General features: G+C 60.4%; 15 protein-coding genes and 2 pseudogenes. 13 read left to right on the top strand and 4 right to left on the bottom strand.

Annotation, left to right across the window (positions count from 1 at the left end):
* Positions 1-9 precede the first annotated feature (9 nt).
* Entirely contained in the window at positions 10-1,890 is a 1,881-nt protein-coding gene (locus tag CK227_RS14635; RefSeq protein ID WP_095774201.1) for a CocE/NonD family hydrolase, read from the top strand.
* 124 nt (positions 1,891-2,014) lie between these two features.
* Here CK227_RS14635 and CK227_RS14630 read toward each other — a convergent pair.
* Positions 2,015-2,198: pseudogene (locus CK227_RS14630) on the bottom strand (pantoate--beta-alanine ligase); the annotation flags it as partial.
* Positions 2,199-2,298: 100 nt separating this feature from the next.
* Positions 2,299-3,186, bottom strand: a complete 888-nt coding sequence (locus tag CK227_RS14625) for a LysR substrate-binding domain-containing protein (protein ID WP_095774202.1) — start codon at positions 3,184-3,186, stop codon at positions 2,299-2,301.
* Between the two features lie 269 nt (positions 3,187-3,455).
* Between CK227_RS14625 and CK227_RS14620 the strand changes: the two genes are divergently transcribed.
* The 8 genes from CK227_RS14620 to CK227_RS14585 are packed head-to-tail and all read left to right on the top strand — an operon-like array spanning position 3,456 to position 10,701.
* Complete coding sequence (locus CK227_RS14620) at positions 3,456-4,298, top strand: transporter substrate-binding domain-containing protein (RefSeq protein WP_245318191.1); 843 nt, start codon at positions 3,456-3,458, stop codon at positions 4,296-4,298.
* 60 nt (positions 4,299-4,358) lie between these two features.
* A complete protein-coding gene (locus CK227_RS14615; protein ID WP_095774203.1) occupies positions 4,359-5,459 on the top strand; it encodes an FAD-binding oxidoreductase in 1,101 nt (366 codons plus the stop codon).
* Between the two features lie 35 nt (positions 5,460-5,494).
* On the top strand, positions 5,495-5,791 hold the full coding sequence (locus CK227_RS14610) for a (2Fe-2S)-binding protein (RefSeq protein ID WP_095774204.1): 297 nt from the start codon (positions 5,495-5,497) through the stop codon (positions 5,789-5,791).
* Complete coding sequence (locus CK227_RS14605) at positions 5,788-7,242, top strand: NAD(P)/FAD-dependent oxidoreductase (protein WP_095774205.1); 1,455 nt, start codon at positions 5,788-5,790, stop codon at positions 7,240-7,242. The genes CK227_RS14610 and CK227_RS14605 overlap by 4 nt, the downstream gene beginning before the upstream one ends.
* Positions 7,243-7,289: 47 nt before the next feature.
* A complete protein-coding gene (locus tag CK227_RS14600; protein ID WP_095774206.1) occupies positions 7,290-8,432 on the top strand; it encodes an FAD-binding oxidoreductase in 1,143 nt (380 codons plus the stop codon).
* 39 nt (positions 8,433-8,471) lie between these two features.
* On the top strand, positions 8,472-9,191 hold the full coding sequence (locus CK227_RS14595; RefSeq protein WP_095774207.1) for an ABC transporter permease subunit: 720 nt from the start codon (positions 8,472-8,474) through the stop codon (positions 9,189-9,191).
* Complete coding sequence (locus tag CK227_RS14590) at positions 9,191-9,913, top strand: ABC transporter permease (protein WP_095774208.1); 723 nt, start codon at positions 9,191-9,193, stop codon at positions 9,911-9,913. Before CK227_RS14595 ends, CK227_RS14590 begins: the two co-directional genes overlap by 1 nt.
* A 2-nt stretch (positions 9,914-9,915) precedes the next feature.
* Entirely contained in the window at positions 9,916-10,701 is a 786-nt protein-coding gene (locus tag CK227_RS14585; RefSeq protein WP_095774283.1) for an ATP-binding cassette domain-containing protein, read from the top strand.
* Positions 10,702-10,824: 123 nt separating this feature from the next.
* On the opposite strand, the pseudogene CK227_RS14580 reads toward CK227_RS14585, so the two are convergent.
* Together CK227_RS14580 and CK227_RS14575 are read right to left on the bottom strand one after the other, a co-directional pair.
* Positions 10,825-11,044, bottom strand: a pseudogene (locus tag CK227_RS14580) (aldehyde dehydrogenase family protein); the annotation flags it as partial.
* Positions 11,007-11,948, bottom strand: a complete 942-nt coding sequence (locus tag CK227_RS14575) for a LysR family transcriptional regulator (protein WP_095774284.1) — start codon at positions 11,946-11,948, stop codon at positions 11,007-11,009. The gene CK227_RS14575 and the pseudogene CK227_RS14580, both read right to left, overlap by 38 nt.
* 168 nt (positions 11,949-12,116) lie before the next feature.
* On the opposite strand from CK227_RS14575, the gene CK227_RS14570 reads away from it, so the two are divergent.
* From CK227_RS14570 to CK227_RS14555, 4 genes are read left to right on the top strand one after another with little or no spacing between them, the layout of a single operon-like run.
* Positions 12,117-13,751 (top strand): sulfatase, encoded by a 1,635-nt coding sequence (locus CK227_RS14570; RefSeq protein ID WP_095774285.1) that lies wholly within the window; start codon positions 12,117-12,119, stop codon positions 13,749-13,751.
* A gap of 4 nt (positions 13,752-13,755) precedes the next feature.
* On the top strand, positions 13,756-15,063 hold the full coding sequence (locus CK227_RS14565; RefSeq protein WP_095774209.1) for an extracellular solute-binding protein: 1,308 nt from the start codon (positions 13,756-13,758) through the stop codon (positions 15,061-15,063).
* A gap of 59 nt (positions 15,064-15,122) precedes the next feature.
* Positions 15,123-16,082 (top strand): sugar ABC transporter permease, encoded by a 960-nt coding sequence (locus CK227_RS14560; protein ID WP_245318192.1) that lies wholly within the window; start codon positions 15,123-15,125, stop codon positions 16,080-16,082.
* Positions 16,082-16,909: a carbohydrate ABC transporter permease gene (locus tag CK227_RS14555; protein ID WP_245318193.1), complete on the top strand. Its 828-nt coding sequence runs from the start codon at positions 16,082-16,084 to the stop codon at positions 16,907-16,909. The genes CK227_RS14560 and CK227_RS14555 overlap by 1 nt, the downstream gene beginning before the upstream one ends.
* The last annotated feature ends 4 nt before the right edge of the window (positions 16,910-16,913 follow it).

Here is a 16,913-nt window from a genome sequence, read left to right as displayed (position 1 = left end):
GGACGACTAATGGACGCAGAAAAATCGACCCCGCTCTCGCAGGCTGCTCCCGCCTTTCTGGCCGTACTTGAGGGACAGTCCACGATCCCCCCACTATATCCGGTTTCCACGATCGAGCGGCGCACGGTGATGGTGGATATGCGTGACGGTATCCGGCTGGCGACCGAGCTGTTCCTGCCGCCGGAGCTGCCGGCCCGCGCGCTCGCGCGACGCACACCTTATGGCCGCCTCCAGCGCGAGGAAGATCTCTACGAGCTTGCCAGACGCGGACATATTGTCATCTCGCAGGACGTCCGAGGCACGGGTGATAGCGAGCCGTCGAGTTGGGATTTCTATGTTTACGAGTGGGAAGATGGCCAGGATTTTGTCGCCTGGGTGACGAGACAAGACTGGTATGGCGGCTTTCTGGGCTCGTTCGGCGGGTCCTATTGTGGAGGTACGCAACTTGCCATGGCGAGCCATCCAGGTATGAGCGCAATCGCACCAGAGGTGGCCGGCTTGGGTGTTGCGCGCAGCCACGGTGTCCGCTTCCATATGTTGATCAATTCCTATTCGAAATCGGTCGGCAAGGGCAGAAGCAAGACGTCGATCCCGCATTGTGAGATGGAGCGACTGATGCTCGACGAGACTCTCACCACGGGCTATTTCAGTGAAGCTCTCGATCAACCCTTGCCGGCCTCGCTTCTCGCTCATTATCCCAACCTTGGATTTATGCCTTCAAGTGCGCGCAAAGCGTGGCTGTGGCGGCAGTACAATTCGCTTTCACCAGCGGGGCGGGCGGGGCTGATCAAACAAGCCATTGACACCGACGTCATCACCTTCACGAGCACCACCAGGTTGAACTCGGTATTTGGTCATGCGATCGACCCGGATGCCCTGATGTTTCCGCGCGCCAGCACCGAACTGCTCTGCGGCTCCATCCGCGCGCCCTCGCTCTTCATTACAGGGTGGTACGACTGGTGCCTCGGCGATACGCTGGAAACGTTCAAGCAGCTAAGCCGGCATGGCGACGCGGCCGTCCGGGAGGGCAATCGTCTGCTTGTCACGCCTTCAGCACACAACGGGCCTGGATATATGGAAGAGATCGAGGCTCATCCATCTCTGAAGCGGACATATCGCGCCGAGGACGGCATTCAGCTTCTACTGCATTATTACAACATCGCGGCGGAAGGGCGGATCGCTGAAATCCCGCCGATTACTTACTACCTTATGAGCGCAAATGAATGGCGTGCTGCAGCAACCTGGCCGCCGCCCGAAGCAACGGCCGCGACGCTCTATCTCGGTTCCTCCGGTGCGCTGTCAACCTTGCCACCGGCGGCAGATGAAACGCCGGACAGCTATGTCTACGATCCGGAAAATCCAACGCCAACGCTGGGCGGCAGCATCCTTTCTTACGTGGTGCGGGCAGGCAGCACCGATATCCGGGAATTGCACGAGCGGGATGATGTGTTGACCTACACAACGCCGGTGCTGAATGCCGACCTTGATGTGGTTGGGCCGTTGCACCTCGTCCTTTATGCCAGCTCCAGTGCGCCTGATACGGATTTCTTCGGCCGGCTGAGTGACGTCTTCCCGGATGGTCGCGCTATAACCTTGCAGAGCGGCGTCCTGCGCGCGCGCTACAGGCATATGGACGGGGAGCCGGAGCTTCTGAAGCCGGAGCGCATCTACCGATTCGACATCGACATGTGGGCGACGGCCAACCGCTTCAAAGCAGGCAATCGTCTGCGACTGGACATATGCTCAGCCGATTTCCCCAAATTCGAGCGCAATGACAATCGAGGCGGCGAGGCCGGCGCGCCGGTTGCGGCCTTGCAGACTATCTTTCACGATGCCGGCCATCCGTCCCACGTGATTGTGTCGGTAACGCAAGGGACTTTGCCTGGATAATTTGGTCGAGATGACCGATTATGAAACGAGTACTCCATTTCAGCCATTGGGAGACACCAGCCTGACCTGGGATTGCGCGACGTCGGCTTTGAATGGAGATTGGCGGACGGCCCAGACCGGCGACGCCAGTCTGCAGAAACAGCTTCGTGACGACGGTCGCCACGCCATCGAAATGGCTAGGGCGAAACGCGCCGCAGAGGCCTTCTCAGTCCGCTGACCGAAACGGTCGTGGCGAAACCCTCCGGATACATCTCCGCCGCATCCGGTACGTAGAGGAGATGAACGCCAAGTCGCACAAGCTTCGAGGCGAGCGAGACGCGCCGGCCGGTCGACGGATGCTTCAGGTAGCGCGACAGTTTTGGCATTTAAGCTCTAATGCCATCCGGTTTGCACAGTAGCGCCGACGTTCTAAGCGAACTGTTCCTCCAGATAGACGCGGAACTCGCGCTCGAACTGCTCCTGGAGGAGGGAAGACATATGGGTGCGGCTGCGCGTTAGGTAGACATGGCAAGGGACGTAGGGAAGGAACGGCTTGATGACCAGCGTTCCGCGCCAGCGTTCCGCCGAGAACCTGTCGACGATTGAAACGCCGAGCCCCTCGGCCACGAGAGCGCAGGCAGCGTCGCTGTAGTGAGCCTCGAAACGAGCCTCGACGCGAACCCCCGCATCGTCAAGGCTGCGGTCGATAGCCTGACGCGATCCGTCCTCGCGCCCAAGCGCGATGAAGGTTTCGTCGCGTATGTCGGAGGCTTCAATCGTCTCCTTCTCGCTCAAAGGGTGTTTCACCGGCAGCACGCAGACCGAAGCCGTCTCGAAAATGAGGTCGCAGGTTGTCGCCGGGTCGATTACCGGCATCGTCATCAGGCCAATGTCGAGTTGCTTGCTCGCAGCGAGTTCGGCGATCCGCACTGAAGCTTCCGGCTCCAGCGATAGCCGCAGCTTCGGGTGGCGCCGGGCGAACGCCCCGATAAAACGGGGTAGCACGTAGCTGGACAGTGCCGGGTAAGCGCCGATGATCAGCCGACCCGCCTCCAACTGCTGGATGTCGGCCGCCAGCCGTCGCAGTCGCGCCATGCCTTTGACGACGTGACCGGCCTCCTCATGCAGCAGGTAAGCCTCCGCGGTCGGAACCAGCCGGCCGCCTTGCCGCACGAATAGCTGGATCTTCAGCGTATGTTCGAGGTTAGCTATGTGGGCGCTGACGGAAGGCTGCGAGATATGCAGCAGATTCGCGGCTCCGATCACGGTTCCCGCATCCATCACCGCGCGAAACGCCTGCAACTGCCGGTAGTTCATCTTCTTGGGCCGAACCGCTATAGGGAAAAGCTATAGAGGACGAAGCTTTTCATATTTGTCAATTGCCCTGGATTTCGCTTTATTCTCCACCTGCTGGAAGGAGCTTCCAGCCAAGTTGGCGCCGGGATTAGCTATCGCGGCACCGCAAACCACTGCGCAGAGACTATCGCGATTGCGTCACTTCCCCCGATCTCTGGATCGAGGTGGGTCCTTCGCGCGCGCAGCCAATCATAAAGAGGGTAACAATGAAAATGGGATTGTTAAGGTGGATGGCCCTAGCGGCCAGCGTCTTTATCTTCCTCACCGGCGCCGGGCGCGCGGATGAAGCCGGACAATGGTCGCAGATACGCATTGCGACCGAGGGCGCCTATGCTCCTTGGAACTATACCTCCTCCGACGGCAAGCTCGTGGGCTACGAGATCGACCTCGCCCAGGAACTGTGCCGCCGCATGAAAGCCGAGTGCGAGATCGTCGCCCAGGACTGGGACGGTATGCTGCCGGCGCTCAATGCCGGAAAGTTCGACGCCATCATCGCGTCGATGTCCGTCACGCCCGAGCGGCAGAAGGTTGCTTCCTTCTCGGTGCCTTACGCCAAGGCGCCCAACGCCTTCATGATGATGAAGGATAATCCGCTGGTCTCGGAGCTCGGCCCCCGGGTCGATTATAGCCTGAAGAAGGACCCGGCCGGCGCCAAGAAAGCGATCGAGGCTATGGCCGCGGCGCTCAAGGGAAAGGTCCTCGGCGTCCAAGGCTCCTCGACGGCGGCGACATTCGCCACGGCCAAGTTGAAGGACCTTGTCGAGATCCGCGAATACAAGACGACAGACGAGCACAACCTCGATCTCGCCGCCGGTCGCGTCGACCTGGTCATGGGCAACATCACCATGCTGAAGGCCGCCATGAAGCAGCCAGACCTGGCTGGCGCCACGCTTGCCGGGCCCACGTTCATCGAAGGGGTTCTGGGCAGTGGCACCGCCAATGTTGCGATGCGCAAAGACGACACCGCGCTCAAAGCAAAGTTCGACGCGGCCATCAACGAGGTCAACAAAGACGGGTTCAATCGCACCCTGACGGAAAAGTGGTTCGCGGTCGACATCACGCCCAAGGATTGAATTCAGCCGGGCGGGAGCGCTAGCGATCCGCCCATCCTTTCCATCGGAAAAATTAATAGCATGACCCAGTTTGTCGTTGTGGGTGCCGGAATCATCGGCACGTCGATCGCCTATCGCCTCGCGGAGAGGGGACACTCGGTCACGGTTGTCGAGCGCGACTATCCAGGTGCCGGCACGAGTGGTTCCAGCTTTGCCTGGACCAACTCGAACGAAAAGACGCCTTACGGGTACCACCTGATCAATGCGCTAGGTATGCGCGCACATCGGGAGTTGGAGAATGAGTTCGGCGACTGCCCTTGGTATCACGGCGGCGGCGCGGTCGAATGGCGCTCGAACGCGAACGAAGCGCCGGAACTCTATGAGCGTGTCGAGCGGCTCATCGGGTGGGGCTATCCTGCCGAATGGATTTCCGCGGAGAAACTGCACCGCTTGGAACCAGCCCTGATTCCTGGGGCGTCGGGCGATGCGAAGATCGCCTATTTCCCCGATGAAGGTTGGGTCGACCCCAGCGTTTACATTGAGTTCTTCCTTGGCAAGGCGCGGTCCCTCGGGGCGAAGCTACGCCGTGAAACCGTCACTGGCGTCGAACTGAAAGCGGACAAGGTTACCGGCGTCAGGACGGCGTCAGGCGAGACGATCGGTGCCGATGTGGTTGTTAACTCCACGGGCCGCTGGGCCAACGATCTCGGGCAAGACATGCGCCTGACCTTCCCGCTGACCCCTACGCTCGGCCTTATCGTGGTCACGGCTCCGACCGCATCAGGTGTACGGCGGGTGATCCGGACAAGCGAGGTCAACTTCCGCCCTGACGGTGCCGGTCGGATCATGCTGCATAGCGAGCGTGACGAACAGGGGTTCACGCTGGAAAGCAGCCCGCAAGAGACTTCTCCTGTGGCCGCCGCGATGATCGAGCGCGCGGCGAGGCTCTATCCGGAACTCACGGGCATCTGGCCGGAGGCAATGCGCCTGTCGCACCGCGCCATCCCCGGCGACGGCGTGTCCGCCGTCGGCCCGATCCCGGAAGTCAACGGCTACTATGCAGCCGTCACCCACAGTGGGGCGACGCTGGCGCCCTGGCTGGGAAAGGTGGTTGCCTCTGAACTGTCAGGCGACGAGCCCGAAAGGGCGCTTCAGGATTTTCGACCCGCGCGGTTCTTCTGACGGCGAACTGACGTAGCCAACTTGGAAAGGCCAGCATGTTTCGACGACTTAGGACAGATGATTTGTCCGCCACGATTTTCTTGGACGGACGACCAGTGCAGTGCCGGCCGGGCGATAGCGTTGCTGCGGCATTGCTTGCAGCAGGCGTCGATCGTTTCCGCACGACGCCGGTCAGCGGGGCCGACCGCATGCCCTATTGCATGATTGGCAACTGCTTCGACTGCCTGGTGGAGATCGACGGGCAGGCGGACAGGCAGGCCTGCCTGGTGCCAACTGCCGACGGAATGCAGGTGCGCTCGCAACTGGGCTCGGGAAGGTTCGATATCGTATGACCGATGCCCCTGGCGCGAACTACGAACTTGCGATCGTGGGCGGCGGTCCCGCGGGCCTGGCGGCTGCCGCGCTTGCTGCCGAACTGGGCGTGAAAACGGTGCTATTCGACGAGCAGCCGACGCCCGGCGGGCAGGTTTACCGCAACATCGAGGGCAACAGTCGCAGGCAGGACGCGTTGTGCGACATTCTCGGCGTCGACTACGCGAAGGGACTCGTGCTGGTGGAGCGCTTTCGCAGGAGCGGGGCCGCATACGAACCTTCGAGCGCCGTCTGGCAGGTGTCGGCTGGCGGCAAGCTCGGCGTCTCGCAGAACGGCACGGCTTATCTGACGAAGGCGAGGAGAGTCATCCTGGCGACCGGCGCGATGGAGCGCCCGTTTCCGATACCGGGTTGGACACTTCCAGGCGTCATGGGAGCGGGAGCGGCCCAGACGCTCATGAAGGCGTCCGGCATTGTGCCCGACCGTCCGACCGTCATCGCCGGCTCAGGGCCCCTCACCTACCTCGTGGCGCTCCAGCTTTTGAAGGCCGGAGTACCCCTGCATGGCGTTATCGACACGTCCGAAAAAGGCCTGTTCGAAACGGGACTGGCCGCGCTGCCTTTCCTGGCCGGTTTTGCTGGTGATTTGCTCAAGGGGCTGTCCTGGATCGTGGCGCTCAGGAAGAAGCGCGTCCCCTTTTTCAGGGGGCGGAATGTGGCGGCCGAAGGTGTTTCTCGCCTGGAGGCTATCAGCTTCGACAGCGGCGGAAGGCGACACAGACTAGCGGCGTCCCTCCTGCTTCTGCACGAAGGCGTGATCCCCAACAACCAGATCACCGCAAGCCTGCGCTGCAAGCATGTGTGGGATGCGGCGCAGGTGGCATGGCGTCCGCAGACGGACGAGTGGGGCGCGACGAGCTCGGAGCTGGTAGCCATCGCCGGCGATGGCGCTGGTATCGCCGGCGCCAAAGTGGCGGTGCACCGCGGACGCTTGGCGGCGCTCGATGCGGCGTGCCGGCTGGGCCGCATTTCCCAGACAGAACGCGATGAACGCGCGCTTTCCGAGTATCGAGGACTCCTGCGGGAGGTTCGGTTCCGTAGGTTTCTCGACAGTGCCTATCGCCCAGCCGAAGCTATACGCCCACTGTCCGACAACACGATCGCCTGCCGTTGCGAGGAGGTGTCGGCCGGCGAGTTGCGCGCGCTCGTCTCCGAGGGCTTCACCGACATCAACCAGCTCAAGTCCTTCTCCAGATGCGGCATGGGCCAATGCCAGGGCCGAATGTGCGGCTGCACAGTAGCTCGGATCCTGGCGGAGAGCCTGGAAACCGACGTGGGAGCGATCGGCTACTACCGGCTCCGCGTGCCGGTAAAGCCGCTGCCTATCGCCCAGCTCGCACAGTTGGACAACGCCGAGCGGGATTGCAGGCCGTCACTGCCCGTTGAGGGTGATCCAACCCAGCGGATCTGAGCGATGCAAGGCGGGAGCAACATGACGAGACCGATTGGAAAGGCAAAATGACAGCGACGGACGCAATCGTGATCGGAGGTGGCATCCACGGTTGCTGCGCGGCAATCCATCTCGCGCTCCGGGGCTTGTGCACCATCGTGCTTGAGAAGAACACCATCGGCCGCCACGCCTCGGGCGTCAACGCGGGCGGCGTGCGGCAACTGATGCGCGATAAAGCCGAAGTGCCGTTGTCCGTGGCGGCGATGGAACAATGGGAGCGACTAGACGACTTGTTGGGCCCGGAACTGGCGAAGAACTGCGAATTCGTCGGTGGCGTCGGGCAGATCGGCATCGCCGAAAGCGAAGCGGAGATGGATTGGTGCCAGAGGCGGGTAGCCGAAATGCATTCACTCGGCCACAAGTTCGAGGAAGTGATCGACGCCAAAGAACTCAGGCGCCTCGTTCCCCAGGCAGCCGATATTTGCCGCGGCGGCATCATCTCGCGTCGGGACGGTCATGCGAATCCGTTCCGCACAACGCAGTCCTTTCGCTTGCGTGCTGAACAGCTCGGCGTTCGCATCTTGGAGCGGACGCGCGTGACCGGGCTTGAACAAGATGCCGAGGGCTGGAAGGTGATGACGGATAGCGGCGTCATCAAAGCCGACGTCGTGGTCAATTGCGGCGGAGCCTGGGCCTGGCAGGTGGCGGCGATGGTCGGTGAGCATTTTCCAAGCACGCATTTCGCCTCGACGCTGATGGTCACGTCCCGCATGCCTCATTTCATCGATCCCGTGGTAATCGGCATCGACCGCGTACTCTCCTTCAAGCAGACTGAGGCCGGTACCGTCGTCATTGGAGGCGGTATTCTCGGCGATCCCGATCTGGATGCCGAAACGGCCGACACGGTCGCGGACCGCATGGTGGTGAGCGCCCAGACGGTCTGCGAATTCTTCCCGATCCTGCGCCGCGCGACCATCGTGCGAAGCTGGGCAGGACTGGAAGCGCTGATGCCGGACGTCATCCCTGTCATCGGGCCCAGCCAGGTCGCGCGCAATCTCTGGCACGCTTTCGGCTTTTCCGGGCACGGCTTCCAGCTCGGCCCTATCGTCGGCTCCGTCATCGGAGATCTCGTCGCCGATGGCGAAAGCGCCATTCCGATAGCCGCGTTCAGCCCGGCCCGCTTTTCGGCACCCACCGGGACGCCGCGATGACGTACGTTCCTGACCGCAAAGTCACGCAGGTGGCTGGCCATGAATGACTTTGGGCTGACGACCGTCTTCAGCTTTGCGCCTGGCGGCTGGGGTTCCGCCATGTCTGCGGCATCCGCCATGACAATCGCGGTGGCGGTGACGGGGTTCATCGCCGGGGCGATAATCGGCGGGTTCGGCGCATGGGCGAAGATATCCGGGGGCACAGTCCTCCGCGCGCTCGCCGATGGATACACAACGGTCCTGCGCGGAATTCCCGACCTCCTGGTCATATATCTTTTCTATTTCGGCTCCAGCGCGATCCTGACACCCATCGGCCGGGTCTTCGGGGCCCAAGGCTTTCTAAGCCTGCCGGCCTTCCTCGCCGGTGCCCTTGCGATCGCCATCGTGTCCGGCGCTTATCACACGGAAGTCTTCCGCGGCGCATACCAGGTGGTCGCGCGCGGGGAAATCGAGGCGGCCTACGCAACGGGCATGTCGACCGCGCTGGCCTTCCGTCGCATCATCGCGCCTCTGACACTGCGTTTCGCCGTGCCCGGGCTCGCCAACATCTGGCAGCTCGTCCTGAAGGAATCGTCGCTGATCTCGGTGACGGGGCTCGTAGAAATCCTGCGTCAGGCGCAGGTCGGCGCAGGCTCGACCAAGCAGCCCTTCACCTTCTTCCTGGCGGCGGCGATCCTCTATCTCCTCATCTCTTCCGCCTCGGGATGGGCGCTGCAATATGCCGAAAAGCACTTCACCCGTGGTCTGAGGAGAGGATAATGGATTTTTCCTTTCTTCTCGGTGCCTTTCTGCGGCTGCTGCCCGGCGTTCCGCTGACCCTGCAACTGATGTCCATCTCGGTGGCGCTCGGAATGGTCATCGCCCTGATCCTGGCGCTGCTGCGGCTTTCGGGCCTACGGCTGCTCGAGTGGGCCGCGAGAGCCTACATCTTCGTGTTCCGCTCGACGCCGCTGCTTGTGCAAATCTTTCTGATCTACTACGGCCTCAGCCAGTTCCCAACGCTTCGCTACAGCATGCTGTGGCCGATACTTCGCCAGCCTTACTGGTGCGCTATCATCGCGCTTGCGCTGAACACGGCCGCCTATGGCAGCGAGATAATCCGGGGCGGTCTGCAGTCCGTGCCGGAGGGGCAAATCGAGGCAGGCCGTGCCTGCGGCATGAGCCGCTTCACGGTATTCCGACGCATCGTCCTGCCCCTCGCCATCCGACAGGCCCTGCCTGCTTACGGCAACGAAATCATCCTGATGGTCAAGGCGACGGCGCTGGCCTCGGTGATCACGATGATGGAAATCACTGGTCTTGCGGCCAAACTGATTTCCGAGACCTACCGCGCGGTCGAGGTCTTCGTCGTCGCGGGAAGCATCTACCTGATCATCAATTACCTCATCACGCGCGCCATCCAACTCCTGGAACACTGGCTGACGCCGCATCTCAGATCTATTCCGGCGCCGGTCGTCATCCAGAGGGAAGATGCAGTATGAGCATGCAGCCGCAGCAGACCCCTTCACTTGATGCGATCCCAGCCGTTCGCATCCGCGAATTGCGCAAGGCCTACGGAGCTTTCGACGTGCTCAAAGGCGTCTCCCTCGACGCCTATGATGGAGATGTGGTCTCCATCGTCGGATCCTCGGGCTCAGGCAAGTCGACGATGTTGCGATGCATCAACTTGCTGGAAACTCCGACCGGGGGCGAAGTCTCCATCGGCGGCGAGGCGATCCGGATGAAGCAAACCAAGACCGGCCCGCGGCCCGCCGACCGCACACAAGTTGACCGCCTGCGCGCCCACATTGGCATGGTGTTCCAAAGCTTCAATCTGTGGTCGCACAAGACGATCCTGGAGAACGTCATCGAAGCACCGATCCATGTCCAGGGTCGCCCCCGCGCCGAATGCGTCGAAGAGGCGAAGGCGCTTCTGGCTAAGGTTGGCATCGCCGACAAGGTCAATCAATATCCAATACACCTTTCGGGCGGTCAGCAGCAGCGTGCCGCTATCGCCCGTGCGCTCGGCCAGCGCCCCCGCGTCATGCTGTTCGATGAACCGACGTCCGCGCTGGATCCCGAACTCGTCGGTGAGGTCCTCAAAGTTATGCGCGCGCTGGCGGAAGAAGGACGGACCATGCTCGTGGTTACGCACGAGATGGGCTTTGCGCGGGACGTATCGAGCAAGGTCGTCTTTCTTCACAAAGGGATCGTCGAAGAGGAAGGACCGCCCGAGGAAGTTTTTGGCGCAAGCCGATCGGAACGGTTCCGACAATTCCTGACGCGGTGAGGCGACTCTTGCCGCTCGCTTGCTGCCTCCTCTGAGCAAATCCTGATGGCCAGTGAAGGATGACCGGTGGCCGGTTCGGACCGCAAAGGGTGACCCTCGGCTGCAGTGGTGCGCAGCGGGCGGATCAGCCAGCTCATCGAAGGGCTGCATAAATGACGATCGGGGCAAATACTACCTCGTTCCAAACATCACAGCTTGCAGGAACATTCTCCAGCACCGTCGGCGGATAGAGATTGCCGGCTGGCTTATCGCCGCAAAGCAACGTCGCGCCGGCATTAAGCGAACGGTCGACCATCGCGGCCGCTTTACCGACCGCCTTTCCGGAAATCATCGGGCTGACATCGATTAAGATCCGTTCCACCAGACGCCAGTTCGATTTCGAGAATTTCCGTCAGCCGCTTTACAATTGGATAACGGAGCGTGGAGCTTCGTACAGAAACCCCGACTTCATAGGCGTGAAGAGGCGTCCTGATCGGATAAGCGGCGGCACCCGAGGCTTCGACGATTGGCTGGAATTGGTTGGGCACGATCATAGCGTATCTTCCCGCGGCGACCAGTTCCAAGGCCGTATTGAAAGAACTCGTCGACACCGCGAGCGGTGGAGGTGCCAAACCATCAGCGTGGAAGAAGTTGGTGAGAGCGGGGTCGGGCTCGATGCTCTCGCTGTACCCTATCCAGGCGAAATCCAAAAGGTCGACAGCGGTCGGCGGATCGCGAGCGATGCTCTTCCTATCCCCGATGACCAGGCAGTGCTCGAACGTTGCCAACCTGATCGTGGTGATTTTATCTGAGAGGTGTTCGGCTTCGATCCGGCCAACGACGACATCCAGATCGCCTGCGAGCAGTCTTGCATTGTAGGATAAGTTCGCGGGAGCCGAAAGAATAAGCTGGGTTTTTGGAAACTCTGACCTAAGTTGATCGAGAATACGCGACATGTACAAGAGACTGATGCTCGGACCGGCGCCGATCCGGAGCAGGTCAACATGCCCGGTCCTGATTGCAACGATCTCCTCTTTCGCTTGGCTGTACGATCGTTCGATCTCGATCGCGTGTCGATGGAGGGCCTGTCCGTAGGTCGTCAGCCGCATGCCGCGCGGCAGGCGTTCGAACAGGGATGCCCCGAACTCGATCTCGATCTGCCGTAGTTTCTTGGTCAGCGAGGATTGCGCCATACCGATGTCGCGGGCTGCGAGCGTCACATTGCCGTGCTTCGCGATAGCGATGAACGCGCGGATGTTGCGATCCATTCCATTCCTCCGGACGTGCATCCTGCGTTCATCATATCCAGGAACAATCATTCCAAAAGGCGATCGCAGAGGTACGACTAATTCATTATACATCGCTTTGTCATTGTTTCATCGTCTAGCGGAAGAAAAACAAGGCAGTCTGGTCGGCTGTCCTGCATGGAGCCGTGCGTGCGAACTGTCTTTGTCCTCTTTGACTCGCTCAACCGCCTGGCGCTGGAGTGCTACGGCGGGCAGGGCATCCCGACGCCGAATTTCAATCGTTTCGCCCAACGTGGTATCACGTTCGACCGCCACTATGTTGGCGGGCTCCCATGCATGCCCGCCCGGCGCGACCTTCACACCGGCCGGCTGACCTTCATGCACCGCTCCTGGGGTCCGCTGGAGCCGTTCGACAACTCGTTCCCGAAAATCCTGTCGGAACACGGCACCTACACACACATGATCTCGGACCATCAACACTACTTCCAGGAAGGCGGATTTGGATACATCAACACTTTCGACAGCTGGGAATTCATCCGTGGACAGGAAGATGACACGTGGGTGGCCATGGTCCAGCCGCCATTGGAGCGCTTCAAGGAGATGTTCGATGACCGGCACTACCCGTTGTCGAGGATTCCCGAGACTGCCAAAACCGTCACCCGGGGAAACACGCCCTGGAAGGCATGGAAGCACCTCAGCAACATCAAGAACCGCGAGCGCTACAAGGAAGAGGGGGAATTTCCTTGTGTAAAGTGCTTCACCGCCGGGTTGGAGTTCCTGCATGGAAACAAGGGCGCCGAAAACTGGTTCTTGATGATCGAAACGTTCGATCCGCATGAGCCGTTCCACGCTCCGGAGCGGTTCAAAAAGCTTTTCGAGACTGGCTACACCGGGAAAATTCTGGATTGGCCGGTCTACGAGAAGGTGACGAATTCCGCCGACGAAATCGCGGAAATCAGGGCGAACTACGCGGCACTGGTCGCGATGTGCGACGACCAGTTCGGCAGGCTCCTCGATGCATTCGACGAGGGCGAGCTTTGGGAGGACACCGCGCTCATCGTCACTACCGATCATGGTTTCCTGCTTTCGGAGCATGACTGGTGGGGCAAGAACCGGACACCCTACTACGAGGAAATCTCCCACATTCCCTTGATGATCTACCATCCGGACTACGCCGCCAAAGGCGGTGAGCGTCGTAGCGCGCTCACGCAGCAGACAGATCTAATGCCGACCTTCCTTGATTTCGCGAGCGCGGGCAGACCATCGGAGGTCACAGGATGCTCTCTCAGAAAGGTGCTGGAAGCGGACGAACCGGTGCGTAGTGATCTTATTTTGGGTATGTTCGGAGGGCCGATCTGCGCCACGGACGGGCGTTACACCTACTATCTATTTCCAGACTCCCTCACGGGCGAAGGCTTCAACGAATACACAGTGATGCCAACCCACCTGCGCTCCTACTTCGACGTTCGCGAGTTCGAGGGCGCGGAGATGTCAGGGCCTTTCGAATTCACGAAGAGCATGCCCGTAATGAAGATCAAGGCACGTGATTTCGCGGAGCGGATACCCTGGATGGAGCAACAGGGTGGCTTCGCTGATGTCGGCACGGTGCTCTACGATCTCGCCGCAGACCCGCAACAGGAGCGGCCTGTGGAAGCTCCGGAGGTCGTGGCGGCGCTGAGACAATCAATCACGCGGCACCTTTGGCGCCACGACGCGCCGCCGGAAACGTTCGTCCGCTATGGTCTTACGGAAGAAAAATCGGCGATGGAGCGCCACCTCGAGCGAGTTGGCAAGCCATTTGAACCCTGCATCAATCGGGAGTGAGAAAATGACAACTCTAACAAGGCTACTCGGAAGCTCGGCGCTCCTTGCATCTACTCTGCTGGCTAGCCAAGTGTTATCGGCGGAGCCGATAACGATCCTGATCAATACCTCTCCTTGGTACGGAGGCTTCGAGGCACTTGTCGAAAAATACGAGGCCGACACCGGGAACAAGGTAAACATTGACGCCGTGCCGCTGGGCGGGCTCCTCGAGAAAGCCCGCAACGCCGTTCGCGGGCCTTCCGGCGAATACGACATCATCAATCTCTCGAACGCGTGGGCCGTTGAATTCTACGCGGGCAACTATCTGACGGCGCTGACCGACATCGACCCGACCTTCAGCTTCGGCGACAACATCATCGATGCCGATGGCATGCTTTACTGGAACAAGGACAGGCAATGGCCGATGAAGGATGGCGGTGTTCCAATGGCGTTCTCGCCAAACGCCAATACCCATCTCTGGTACTACCGAACCGATCAGATCGAGAAGCCGCCCGAGACCTGGGACGACGTCCTGAAAACGTGTCAAACAAAGGGCGACGCGGCTAACTACAGCGTCGTCCTGCGCGGAGCCCGCGGAAACCCGATCCGGTTCGCCTTTTCCACTTTTATGCTCAGTTTTGGCGGCAGCATCGAGAAAGACGCACCAAACGGCGACTTCACTGTTACCTTCAATAGCCCTGAAGTGAAGCGGGCCCTCCAACTTTACATCAAACTTGCGAAGGAGTGCGGTCCGCCGAACCCCGGCTCGATCGATCAAGGCGAGATGATCCAATATATCGTCGCTGGAAAGGTCAAACAGGCAGGCATTGTCGTCGCGGCCCAAGCGCAGATGGACGACCCTGAAAAGTCTGCCGTAGTTGGCAAGATCGGCTATGCGGTCATGCCGCGCCCGGCGGATGGCGAGAATAAGGATGTGTGGGGTTCATGGGAGATGGGCATCCCGGCCAATGTTTCGGCTGGGCGAAAGGAAGCCGCCATGGAGTTCATCAAGTATTTTCTGACCGACGAGGCCCAGACATACTACGCAGAAGCCGGAGGGATTCCCGTGAGCCGAACCGTCCTCGAAGGACCGCTTTCGCAGCAGGAGAAATTCAGATGGATGAAGCCCTACTCGCAAGCTTCGCTGAACGCGAAGCAAGTTCTTCAATATCCGGAGGGCGCAGAGATCGAGCAGATCATCGGGCTCCGCTTGAACCAGGCGCTGATCGGCGAACTGTCCGTCAATGAAGCTCTCAACACAGCCGCAACCGAGATCCACGACGTTTTTGTGCGCAGCGGCCGTAAGACGGGCCTTTTACCTCCGCTGCAATAATCGACATTCTCCGACTGGAATTGCCACGAGGCGCTCGGTCGGTAACGCTGGGTGATGTGATGGCGACAATTCTGGTTTCAAAAAGGCCCGTGACCGACAGCGCACCGCCGCAGAGCGTCGTCGCGAGCCGACGAACCAGGCTTCTAGACTTGTTCGACAGGCATTTCCGCCTGATCACCATCGCGCCGGCGGCACTGCTGATCTTGTCGCTTACGGTTGCTCCCGTGATCGAACTCGTGCGGATGGCGGGGGCGAGAATTTCGTTCACGAACGACGGTGTACAACGCACAGCCGCCCTTGCCGAAAACATCTCCCGCCTCGCGAACGACTGGATCTACTGGCGCGCTTTACTGAACACCTTGGCCTTCGTCGTCACCTCGACCTTCGCGGAACTCGTTCTCGGTCTCATGCTCGCGCTTGCCGCGCAGCGGATGACGCGCGGCAAAGGAGCCGTTCGGACCTTGATGTTGATGCCCATCCTGATACCGCCCGTCGCGATCGGCAATATGTGGCGGCTGATGTACAATCCCGAATTCGGCATAATTGCCTACGTCGTCGATCAGATCGCCGGTGTTCGCCTGGACATGCTCGGATCGACGTCCACGGCGCTGCTTGCCGTCATCATCGTCGACGTCTGGCATTGGACACCGTTCATGTTCCTGATCCTTCTAGCGGGACTGGAGGGTCTTCCCGAGGAGGTGATACAAGCCTCCCACGTCGATGGCGCGAGTTCGCTTCAACGGCTTCGGTTCGTTGTCCTACCGATGCTTTGGCCCGCCATCGCCATCGCCTTCGTCTTCAGGTCGATCGGCGCCTTTAAAGTATTCGACCAAATCTACCTGCTAACCTCCGGCGGACCTGGCGTCTCCACAGAGGTGTTGAGCCTCTATGTGTTCAAGGTGTTCTTCCAGAGCAACGAGCTCGGCTATGGAGCTCTCCTCTCGCTGGTCACCATCGCTATCGTCTGCGGCTATCTCGCGGTATTCCGGATCGCGCAGCGAAGGAAAGGGACTTTGTGATGACCAGCCCTCACTGGAAGTCCTGGCTTGCCCTCGCAGTTGTTGCGCTGTCGCTCCTATCGATACTGGCGCCCTTCGTCTGGATTGTAGGCGTGTCGTTGAAATACCAGATCGACATCCTGACAGGGACTTTCCCGTTCAAACCCGTCGCCGTCAATTTCGACCGGGTGCTGTTCGGCAAGAGTTCGGACTTCATCGCCTACGCAGGCAACAGCCTGATCGTGGGTCTCTCGAGTACCGCCCTCGTGTTATTGATCGGCGCGCCTGCCGCCTATTCACTCGCATGGCGGAGGTGGTCCAAGCTCTTCAGCGCTCTCTTCCTTGGCTGGACGCTCATCTTCCACATGATCCCGCCGATAACGCTGGTTGGCCCCTGGTACCTGCTGTTCCGCGAGGTCGGGCTCTACAACACCCTGACGGGCTTGATCCTCACCCACGTCGTCATCAATCTTCCCCTCACGATCTGGCTCATGATGTCGGCCTTCGAGAGCATCCCGCGCGAGCTCGAGGAAGCCGCGGTCGTGGATGGATGCCGCAGATCGACGGTCTTTTTCGTGATCCTTCTCCCGCTCGCAGTCCCGGGACTGATCGCGGCGGGATTGTTGTCCTTCCTGTTCTCGTGGAGCGAGTTCTCCATCGCTCTCAATCTCACAACGAAGGAGACCTACACGATACCAGTAGCGATCGCGTCGTATGCCGGAGAGAACGAGATTCTGCACGGACAGATGGCCGCCGCGTCGGTTCTTTCGACTGTCCCCGCCCTCATTCTAATGTTCTTTGGTCAGCGCTTTATTCTCGGCGGTCTGACCGCCGGGGCCGTAAAATAGGAGA

Source organism: Mesorhizobium sp. WSM4308 (assembly GCF_002294905.1).
Taxonomy (GTDB): Bacteria; Pseudomonadota; Alphaproteobacteria; order Rhizobiales; family Rhizobiaceae; genus Mesorhizobium.
The sequence above is the reverse complement of the archived record's forward strand: the minus strand, read 5'-3'. Positions and strand labels throughout refer to the sequence as shown.

Excerpts from the sequence above, each read along its gene's own strand:
- CK227_RS14635 (WP_095774201.1), top strand. The coding sequence starts at position 10 with ATGGACGCAGAAAAATCGACCCCGCTCTCGCAGGCTGCTCCCGCCTTT.
- CK227_RS14625 (WP_095774202.1), bottom strand. The coding sequence starts at position 3,186 with ATGAACTACCGGCAGTTGCAGGCGTTTCGCGCGGTGATGGATGCGGGA.
- CK227_RS14620 (WP_245318191.1), top strand. The coding sequence starts at position 3,456 with ATGGCCCTAGCGGCCAGCGTCTTTATCTTCCTCACCGGCGCCGGGCGC.
- CK227_RS14615 (WP_095774203.1), top strand. The coding sequence starts at position 4,359 with ATGACCCAGTTTGTCGTTGTGGGTGCCGGAATCATCGGCACGTCGATC.
- CK227_RS14610 (WP_095774204.1), top strand. The coding sequence starts at position 5,495 with ATGTTTCGACGACTTAGGACAGATGATTTGTCCGCCACGATTTTCTTG.
- CK227_RS14605 (WP_095774205.1), top strand. The coding sequence starts at position 5,788 with ATGACCGATGCCCCTGGCGCGAACTACGAACTTGCGATCGTGGGCGGC.
- CK227_RS14600 (WP_095774206.1), top strand. The coding sequence starts at position 7,290 with ATGACAGCGACGGACGCAATCGTGATCGGAGGTGGCATCCACGGTTGC.
- CK227_RS14595 (WP_095774207.1), top strand. The coding sequence starts at position 8,472 with ATGAATGACTTTGGGCTGACGACCGTCTTCAGCTTTGCGCCTGGCGGC.
- CK227_RS14590 (WP_095774208.1), top strand. The coding sequence starts at position 9,191 with ATGGATTTTTCCTTTCTTCTCGGTGCCTTTCTGCGGCTGCTGCCCGGC.
- CK227_RS14585 (WP_095774283.1), top strand. The coding sequence starts at position 9,916 with ATGCAGCCGCAGCAGACCCCTTCACTTGATGCGATCCCAGCCGTTCGC.
- CK227_RS14575 (WP_095774284.1), bottom strand. The coding sequence starts at position 11,948 with ATGGATCGCAACATCCGCGCGTTCATCGCTATCGCGAAGCACGGCAAT.
- CK227_RS14565 (WP_095774209.1), top strand. The coding sequence starts at position 13,756 with ATGACAACTCTAACAAGGCTACTCGGAAGCTCGGCGCTCCTTGCATCT.
- CK227_RS14560 (WP_245318192.1), top strand. The coding sequence starts at position 15,123 with ATGGCGACAATTCTGGTTTCAAAAAGGCCCGTGACCGACAGCGCACCG.
- CK227_RS14555 (WP_245318193.1), top strand. The coding sequence starts at position 16,082 with ATGACCAGCCCTCACTGGAAGTCCTGGCTTGCCCTCGCAGTTGTTGCG.